The sequence below is a fragment of the Bacillus sp. CR71 genome, from assembly GCF_003429245.1.
Classification (GTDB): Bacteria; Bacillota; Bacilli; order Bacillales; family Bacillaceae_G; genus Bacillus_A; species Bacillus_A thuringiensis_S.
Map to the genome: position 1 here is coordinate 184,148 of NZ_CP031748.1, position 9,760 is coordinate 193,907.

Sequence of the window (9,760 nt, forward strand, 5' to 3'; positions counted from 1 at the left end):
GATGATTAAAAACTACAAAATATCGTAAATTAGGTATTTAAAAACTACATTTTATCATCGTTAATTTGATGCGAGTGAATGCATAAATAATAAATACAAATTTTGCTGATTTATGAACAAACTTTCCACATTTCTTAAAAACTACACACAATTTATTAACAAATTGGTCAAAGTTAGGAACAGAATCCACTTTTTAAACATAACTAACAGAAGTTTTGCTGATTTTAAGTAGATTTAGAGATAGAACATGATAAGAACAGCGCTTAAGGCTTTATGTTATACACATCAGGTCAAAATTATTAAGATATCAACAGAATTATAAAAAATATTTCTGATTTTTTGTAGATGAAATGACATAAAAGGACTGAAAATTCAGATTTAACAGTTCGAAAATTGTGAATATCTCATTTTGATTTATGTTCAATGTATGTAATTGCATAAAAAATAGAGAGGCGTAATCATTAACATTGAAAACTTTCTCTCTGTTTTGTTAGAAGTAATGCATTTCACAGGGGATCTTCAACACGAATAGCCCTCCACTTTTGTTTTTTTCAAAAATAGAGAGCTGTATCTTTACATTGCAGGAAGTAGCTGATCAACCGAATGTGGTGTTTCACTTTTTGAACGGTAGTATGCTTCTAAGGACTGTAGAAACTGAATTAAATCAAAGTCTTCAGGGACCTCAATTACACGAATCTTTTCCTTCGGCAATTTATCAACTTTTTCAATGAACAGTTCACGAATATCACTAGGCATGTTAGTTCCTTGATGCCCGCTAGACTTTAATAGTTCACGAATTTCAATTTCTAATGCTGTATATGCGTTAATATTTACTCCTTGCTCATAAGCATATTTTCTAAATAGTGATTCCTCTTGATACTGCATGTAATTACGATGATATGCATCTATAGTTACAGGTACAGCATATTTCGCATGAAGCAGGTCATGCGCTTTACGGAATAGCTTTTGAACATTGCGTAAAGAGTATATAGCAAAATGAGTACCAAATTTAAAAATGGCCTCTTCTTGATCATGTTTAGGTACATTATGTGTAATTAAAGGATAAATTCCAGTTTTAGCAGCTGTGTCTAATACACGATATTGAGAAGATTGCTTTAATAATTTACTTAGTGTATAAACAAGCTTTTTCGGATATCCTTCTTGTCGATCAATCATTTCCCGTAAGCCACGAACTACTTGGCGAATTTGACGATGACAGGAGTGTTTTAAAACATTAATGAATTGGTTCATATCCTTTGCAAATTCAGCAATGTTCATTTCAACTAACAAGTTTTCTATGAATTTAGCTTTACGCTTATATGTATCTCGTGGTGTAAATGGGTCACGGTATTCTGCTCCTTCTTCTTTCGCGCATAAGAAATCAGGATGTACAGATAAATGCAATGTTGTATATTGCTTTTTATTCTTCTTCCCTTTTTCTAACTTGCAAATTTTAAATAAAGGAGATCCAGTAGCAGAAAGTTTTGTTTCTAATTCCTCAAGTACAGCACGAATCTGATGTGGGTATTTCTTATGTAAGTAACGATACATACCACCAAAGTGTGTTGAGTTTCCTTGTTCATCAACTTTGAATAAAGAACGTTTCAGGGTAGTTTCGCGTTTCTGCTGCATTGCTACATCCATGAATAGTTTCTTAGCTGCAATGGATAACTCAAAGAATTCTTTGGTAAATACTATCGGGCTAATAAATGTATATGCATTTGCTTTATTCGTTTCTTTATTCATGAAATCAGTTAAGGTGATTTTATATTTACCACTGTACTCATTTTCGATTGTAATGATGTTATGGAAACTTAACTTCTTCAAAGCCACATAAAATTGTGAGTGGTGAATATGTGAAAATGCTTCTTTATAATTTTTATAATCTTCCCAAAGCATGTGGATCGATACATGCGAAAGTTCACCATATGTATTACATTTTTTATGAAGAAATAGAAATACTTCTAAATCAGCATTTGTAATACCATATAGCTTATGTTTTCTGCCTTCGTTTTTATCAAATTCACTTACTTTATCTACAATCTTTTTCATTTTCAGTGAAAAAGATGGCTTTGCTTTAGCAACAAATCCCTCTTCATCTGCAATTCGTTCTTCATAGGACATTGAATTCACAATGTCTTCTAGATAGGTATCTTTAAAACTGTAATACTTACCTTCCAAAGCTTCTACTAACTTTTGCCATGATTTAATTGTTACTATTACCGGTGTTGTTGTTTCACCATTTAAACTACGTTTGTTCTTTATAACGAAAGGTTTTGCCATCTTTTTCACCTCCTTTTATGTTAAGTTGCAGTTTTCTCCACAATTAGATATAGAATTTCATTTTTGATTATATCAAATCGAATGCTGGTGAAATCTGTCCCTTTAAGAGGAAAAATAAAAAAATGAAACGTGCCCAAATCCCTTGGGGGACAAGGGATTTGACGTTTCATAAAAAAAAGTTTGTTGCCACCATAGGGCTATGAAGTTTTTTGAATATGAAACGTAGTATGTTGTGGGGAAAATCTTACTAAACCATTGATTTTATAGGGTTTTACGCTAATTTCGTTTTAAAGTTGTGGCCATCATATAGCTATAACGTTTCATGTTTTGGATTGACTAAGAAATTTCTATAGATTTCGTATAAACACTGATATATAGGGAGTTATAACTGTTTTTAAATGAAAAGTTGTGGCCATCATACCGCTATAAACGTTTCATTTCGTTTCATGTTTCCTGCCGTCATATAGCTATAACGTTTCATGTTTTTAAAACAAGTTATATTTCATTGAAAGCTGCTGTAACCCTTGGTATATATAGGTTTTTTGAAGTTTTAAAGTGAAAGTTGTAGCCATCATATAGCTATAATGATTTTATTGTTTTTTCTTTCATATTTAATGAAATGGCTTTATATCAACGTTTATTAGTAAATTACATAGAATAAAAATTTTTTTAGTCGAATGATTTTCAGGATATTCTCGTTTCATTTTTTTAAAGTTGTAGCCATCATATAGCTATAACGTTTCATAAATTACGAAATTATAACCACAATATAGCTATTCATTATTATAAGTAAGAAGTAATAGCCAAGATAAGGCTATATAGTTTCAAATAAGAGCTTATAGCCATGATAAGGCTACATAGTTTCAAGTAAGAAGTAATAGCCGTGATAAGGCTATATAGTTTCAAATAAGAGTTTATAGCCATGATAAGGCTATGTAGTTTCAAATAAGAAGTAATAGCCCCGATAAAGCTATATAGTTTCAAATAAGAGTTTATAGCCAAGATAAGGCTATGTAGTTTTAAATAAGAAGTAATAGCCGCGATAAGGCTACATAGTTTCAAGTAAGAAGTAATAGCCGCGATAAGGCTACATAGTTTCAAGTAAGAAGTAATAGCCGCGATAAGGCTATATAGTTTCAAATAAGAGTTTATAGCCGCGATAAAGCTATATAGTTTCAAATAAGAGCTTATAGCCGCGATAAAGCTATATAGTTTCAAATAAGAGCTTATAGCCCCGATAAGGCTATATAGTTTCAAGTAAGAAGTAATAGCCGCGATAAGGCTATATAGTTTCAAATAAGAGTTTATAGCCAAGATAAGGCTATATAGTTTTAAATAAGAAGCAGTTTTATATAATTAAAGGCAAGTAAAGAGGATTTAAATGATCCAAAATAAAAGGAGTAAAAATCAACAATTGTGCGGATTATTCAGATAACATTTCACCTTAAAGGTTATGTAGTTTTTCATCTAAATGGGAAAAATAAACGCATTTTGACTCAGTCATTCGTTTAAAGTGAAATTCCATCAGTGGGAGTCTTATAGCCTGCGAATTGTGGGATGAAAAATGGACTAAGAATTTAATCTTAGTCCATTTCTTATTTTATATCCATTTTGTGTGGAATGTACCTTCTTTATCTACTCGTTTATACGTATGCGCTCCAAAATAATCGCGCTGCGCTTGTAACAAGTTTGCAGGTAGTTTGGCAGTACGATAGCTGTCATAATAAGAAATTGCTGCTGAAAATGCAGGTATCGGAATACCCTGTTGTACCGCCATTGAGATAATTTGGCGTAATCCGCCTTGATATGACTCTACAATTTCTTTAAAGTATGGATCAAGTAAAAGGTTCGGTAGGTCAGTGTTTGTCTCATAAGCCTCTTTAATGTTCTGTAAAAAGGCAGCACGGATAATGCATCCGCCTCTCCAAAGCATAGAAATGCTGCCAAAATCAAGGTTCCAATCATATTCCTCAGAAGCTGCCTTCAATTGCGTGAATCCTTGTGCATAAGAACAAATTTTACTCATATATAAAGCTTGGCGCACTGCTTCAATTAATTCAGCTTTTTCAACTCCAATCGCTGTTTTATCTTTAGGGCCAGATAAAACTTTGCTTGCGTTCACGCGCTCTTCTTTTAAAGCAGAAATGCAACGGGCAAATACAGATTCCGTGATAATAGGAAGAGAGATACCTAAATCAAGTGCGCTTTGACTTGTCCATTTCCCTGTACCCTTTTGTCCTGCAGTATCAAGAATAACATCAACTAATGGCTTACCAGTTTCTTCATCTTTCTTCTTGAAGATATCGGCTGTAATCTCAATTAGATAGCTGTTCAGTTCACCTTTATTCCATTCAGCAAATATTTCATGGAACTCTTCTGCAGTCAAATCAAGTGTTTGTTTCAAGAAGAAATATGCTTCACAAATTAATTGCATATCTCCATACTCAATACCGTTGTGAACCATCTTTACATAGTGGCCTGCCCCATTAGGTCCGATATAAGAACAGCAAGGCTCGTTATTCACTTTTGCAGAGATGTTTTCAAGCATATCCTTTACTTTTTCGTATGCATCCTTCTGTCCGCCTGGCATAATAGATGGTCCTTTCAATGCACCCTCTTCGCCGCCTGACACACCTGCCCCGATGAAATTGATTCCTTCTTCGGCAAGACGTTTGTTTCGGCGAATTGTATCGACAAAGTATGTATTACCACCGTCAATTAAAATATCACCTTTATCAAGGTGAGGGACTAGAGAATCAATCGCCTTATCTGTAATTTCCCCTGCATTAACCATTAATAAAATCTTTCTAGGTGATTCAAGTGAGTTAACAAACTCTTCAACTATATGAGTACCAACTAAGTTTTTACCACGGTTTTCCTCAATGATTTCATCAACTTTTTCCTTTGAAATATCATATAGGGCAACAGAATACCCTTTGCTCTCAAAGTTAAGTGCGAGGCTTTTTCCCATAACGCCCACACCAACAACTCCAATTTGTAACTTTTCCATATTCCATCGTTCCTTTCCATGTATGTTACTCTGTATTATAGTATATATACCTAAAATAACACTTTAATCAAATAATCAATCTTTTTCATTTCAATAGGCTCTGCCAGTATTCGTGCAAAAGGTTATAGGGACACGGCACATCATTATCAAGTTAAAAAATAAAGAGAAATTGTCATCCTTATTAATCAATCATGAAAAATAACCGGTTAATTATGAAAAATCACATTAAACAGCTTCCGTATCCCTTTTACTGTTTAGAAAGATCTATACAAATAAACTTAATAATAAAGTAAACCCTAATCCGGCTACAGAAACGATAGTCTCAAGTAAAGTCCATGTTGCAAATGTTTCTTTCATGCTTAAACCAAAGTACTCTTTGAACATCCAGAAACCAGCATCGTTCACATGTGAAGCAATTAAACTACCAGCCCCTGTTGCAAGGACAACTAAAGCAAGGTTAACATCAGATTGACCTAACATCGGAATCACTAAACCGACAGTTGTTAATGCAGCAACCGTAGCAGAACCCAATGAAATACGTAAAATGGCAGCGATAATCCATGCGAGCAAGATCGGTGATAATGAAGTTCCTTTGAATAATTCGGCTACATAGTTACCAACGCCTCCATCAATTAATACTTGTTTGAAAGCTCCGCCTCCACCAATAATTAAGAGCATCATCCCAATATTCGAGATCGCTGTTGTACAAGATTCCATCACGTTTTTGATTGGAATACTTCTTGCCAATCCCATTGTATAGATCGCAACTAGTAAGGATATCAACATGGCAGTATCCGCATTCCCAATAAACTCGATCGTTGCTAGTAAACTATTATCTTTGAATCCCATTGTTTTTTGCAGCAAAGTAATAATTGTAGCGACTGCCATTAAAAGAACAGGCAGTAAAGCGGTAAAAACACTGATTCCAAAGCCAGGAGTTTCTTCAAGTTTAAATACTTTCTGCTCACCTAAAGATTTGATATTACCAGTTTTTGTGAACGCCTCAGGTACTAGTTTTTTTGCAAGTTTAGTAAATACAGGTCCAGCTAACACAACTGTTGGAACCGCTATCATAAAGCCGTAAAGTAATACTTCACCGATGTTTGCATGCAATTCACCAGCAATAGCAGTTGGTCCCGGGTGTGGCGGTAAAAATCCGTGTGTTACAGATAAAGCTGCTGCCATCGAAATACCGAGATATAAGATAGAAACTTTTAATTCTCTTGAAATCGCAAATACAATCGGAATTAATAATACTAATCCTACTTCAAAAAATAATGCAATCCCAATAATAAATGAGGCAGTCACAACAGCCCATTGAATGTTCTTTTCACCGAATTTTTTCACAAGGGTCATGGCAATGCGTTGTGCGCTCCCAGAATCTGAAAGCAACTTACCTAACATCGCACCAAGTCCAAAAACGAGTGCTAAATGACCAAGTGTTCCGCCTAATCCCGCTTCAATGGTTTTAAAAATTTTTTCTGGTGGCATTCCAAGTGCTAAAGCAACCCCGACCGATACAATGATTAATGAAATGAAGGTATTTAATTTAAAGCGCATAATCAGTAAAAGTAATGCTAAAATCCCAATTGCTACAATGACTAATGGCATCGTAGCTCCCCCCTAATCTTAGCTGTATTTGTATTTATATTTATCCCACTATTCGTGGGCAGTAAGGCCCCCCACCTCGAGATTTAGATAGAAGCGAGGCGTGGGGGATTACTCATGAAAGTTTTACTTTATTAAATTTCTTTGATAATTTGCAATTCGTGTATAATCGTCTTCTAGCGCCCTTGATAGGTTAATAAATATAGGCAGTAATTGTCTGTATTCTTTTGTTGCTTCTTCTTTCGGTGTATGTTTGTAGGTACTGCCAACCATTTCGGAAACGATTTCAAAAGAATCAATTTTTCCTGTGGCATAGAGACCTAATATACATGCACCTAGACAAGAGCTTTCGTAGCTCTTTGGAACAACGACTTCAGATGCGAAAATATCGGACATCATCTGTCGCCAAACGTCAGACCTTGCGAAGCCGCCTGTTGCTTGAATACGGGTTACAGGACCATCCATGCATTCGGTTAACGCTAAGAATACAGTGTATAAATTATATATAACGCCTTCTAAAGCTGCACGAATCATATGTTCCTTCTTATGTGACATCGTTAAACCGAAGAAGGAGCCACGTACATCTGGATTCCATAATGGTGCACGTTCACCTGCGAGGTATGGATGGAATAATAATCCGTCTGCACCAGGTCTCACGCGTTCAGCTATTTTAGTTAATACATCGTATGGATCAATTCCTAGTCTTTTCGCAGTTTCTACTTCTGATGAAGCAAGTTCATCACGAATCCAACGAAGGACCATTCCGCCATTGTTTACCGGTCCACCAATTACCCAATGCTTTTCAGTTAAGGCATAACAAAATATTCTTCCTTTTTTATCTGTTTGTGGCTTGTCAATGATGGTCCGAATAGCACCACTTGTCCCAATTGTGACAGCAATCTCACCTTTTCGAATTGCATTCACACCTAGATTAGAAAGCACCCCATCACTGGCACCAATGACAAACGGTGTTTGTGAATCGATACCAATCTTTTGGGCTAAATCTGGATTGCAGTTACTAAATATTTGGGTGGTTGGTACGAGTTCAGATAATTGAGCTGGTGTTATACCAGCAACTTTTAAAGCTTCCTCATCCCAATCTAGTGTTTTTAAGTTCATCATACCCATGCACGAAGCGATGGAATGATCAACAACATATTGATTAAAGAATTGTTTGAAGATATATTCTTTGATTCCAATATATTTTTTCGTTCTAATAGCAATTTCCGGATGATCATTCACAATCCATGTAATTTTACTTAATGGTGACATTGGGTGAATAGGTGTTCCTGTTCGTCTATAAACTTCATGGCCATTCAGTTCATCTTTGATTTTATGTGCCCATGCCTCACTACGATTATCTGCCCAAGTGATACAAGGTGTCAGCGGATGATCATTTTCATCCATAGCAATGACACTATGCATAGCACTGCTAAATGAGATAAACGATGGTTTTTTATCTGAATGCTGTTTCGTTATATTTGATATTGCTTGTAAAACAGCTTGAAAAATCTCTTCTGGATCTTGTTCCGCTGTGGATATATCCGGTGTGCGAAGTGGATAACCAATATTCTCGGTTTGGATGACTTCGCCTTTTTCAGTAAATAAAACTGCTTTCGTACTTGTTGTACCGATATCTATACCTAACATATAGCTACTCATGTCCTTGCTCTACTCCTTTAGATAACATTTGTTGTGACATCCAGAAATCTTCAACTTTCCCTTGAACATCATCAAAGTTTAGATGTAAGGCCTCAATCATGAGGGCTCGATCTTTTGATTCGATTGCTTTTATATAAAGTTCATGATTTTTAATAACCCGTTCAAAGTCTTCGTACTTTTCCTTGAAACGAGTACGCATTGATAAAAGGATTAAGCTTTCCATAACAGGCTTTAAATTATTCCAAATCATCAGGATGTAGGAATGCTCAATGGTTCGAATAATCGTTTCATGGAATAAAAGATCTTGATAAGAAAACTCATCAGAATCATGATATTTAATGGCGATTTTCATCATTTCCATTATTTTATTTAGTTCTCTTACTAAATCATTTGTGTCCATCTTTCCAAGTCGCTCAAAGATAAACTTTTCTATAAGTAAACGAACATCATATATTTCTTCGATTTCTTTCTCTGTTAAACCAATGACAACTGCGCCCATTCTTTCTAAGCGAATAATATTTTCAGAAGCTAGTACTTTTAATGCTTCACGAACGGGTGACCGACTTACAGAAAAATCGGCAGCTAATTTATTTTCCGACAGGATGGTACCGCTTTCAACTTCCCCTGCAATAATGCGCATTCTCAGTTCGCTCGCAACACGATCCCCTGTAGAAGCTTTTGAAAGCCATTTTTCAGGATAAAGAAATTCCATTGATTTCGCCATAAATTCACCTCATGTTAATCAAGTATACTTGTATACAAGTATTATAACTCGGATTTTTAATTATGCAAGCGCTTTTATTGTTTGCTTTGGTTCTTTTAGAGGAAAGTCCCATAATTATCAAGCTAACAAATCGAGTCGCCCCAAAAACTATTATTGTTGATGAAGAAGATTTAGGGAATGGAAAACTGAAGAATATGATATTCAAGGATTTACATCAACATATTTACCACTCAGGTTTACAACTTTTTGAGTCAAAAATATAGATGTAAAAATGTAACAGTAACTGAATTTGAGCAGTGAACTACCGGCCACTTAACGTCCTAGCGGACTGTTTGAAGTGGGGGCTTCTCGGTTAGTCGTTACTTTTGGTAGCTAACGAATTCATCCTAAGACAGCCGAGCTAACTCCCTTGTTCCAAGGGTTATTTTATTGCTATCTATGCTAACGCCAATAGGCGTATTGCTTCATTTTTG

Annotated in this window: 5 protein-coding genes; all 5 read right to left on the bottom strand. The window is 35.2% G+C overall.

Annotation, left to right across the window (positions count from 1 at the left end):
- Positions 1-573: 573 nt before the first annotated feature.
- Entirely contained in the window at positions 574-2,283 is a 1,710-nt protein-coding gene (locus tag DOS87_RS01065) for a hypothetical protein (RefSeq protein ID WP_025118267.1), read from the bottom strand.
- A gap of 1,600 nt (positions 2,284-3,883) precedes the next feature.
- The gene (gndA, locus tag DOS87_RS01070) at positions 3,884-5,293 is read right to left on the bottom strand and encodes an NADP-dependent phosphogluconate dehydrogenase (RefSeq protein ID WP_000413550.1); all 1,410 of its coding nucleotides are present in this window, start codon (positions 5,291-5,293) and stop codon (positions 3,884-3,886) included.
- A 264-nt stretch (positions 5,294-5,557) separates the two neighbouring features.
- Positions 5,558-6,904 carry a GntP family permease gene (gene gntP / locus DOS87_RS01075; RefSeq protein WP_208730191.1) on the bottom strand — a complete coding sequence of 449 codons (1,347 nt, stop codon included), beginning with the start codon at positions 6,902-6,904 and terminating at the stop codon, positions 5,558-5,560.
- A gap of 123 nt (positions 6,905-7,027) precedes the next feature.
- A complete protein-coding gene (gntK, locus tag DOS87_RS01080) occupies positions 7,028-8,563 on the bottom strand; it encodes a gluconokinase (RefSeq protein ID WP_097854146.1) in 1,536 nt (511 codons plus the stop codon).
- Entirely contained in the window at positions 8,556-9,287 is a 732-nt protein-coding gene (gene gntR / locus DOS87_RS01085; RefSeq protein ID WP_208730192.1) for a GntR family transcriptional regulator, read from the bottom strand. Before gntR ends, gntK begins: the two co-directional genes overlap by 8 nt.
- Between the last annotated feature and the right edge of the window lie 473 nt (positions 9,288-9,760).

Excerpts from the sequence above, each read along its gene's own strand:
- gntR (WP_208730192.1), bottom strand. The coding sequence starts at position 9,287 with ATGGCGAAATCAATGGAATTTCTTTATCCTGAAAAATGGCTTTCAAAA.
- gntP (WP_208730191.1), bottom strand. The coding sequence starts at position 6,904 with ATGCCATTAGTCATTGTAGCAATTGGGATTTTAGCATTACTTTTACTG.
- gntK (WP_097854146.1), bottom strand. The coding sequence starts at position 8,563 with ATGAGTAGCTATATGTTAGGTATAGATATCGGTACAACAAGTACGAAA.
- DOS87_RS01065 (WP_025118267.1), bottom strand. The coding sequence starts at position 2,283 with ATGGCAAAACCTTTCGTTATAAAGAACAAACGTAGTTTAAATGGTGAA.
- gndA (WP_000413550.1), bottom strand. The coding sequence starts at position 5,293 with ATGGAAAAGTTACAAATTGGAGTTGTTGGTGTGGGCGTTATGGGAAAA.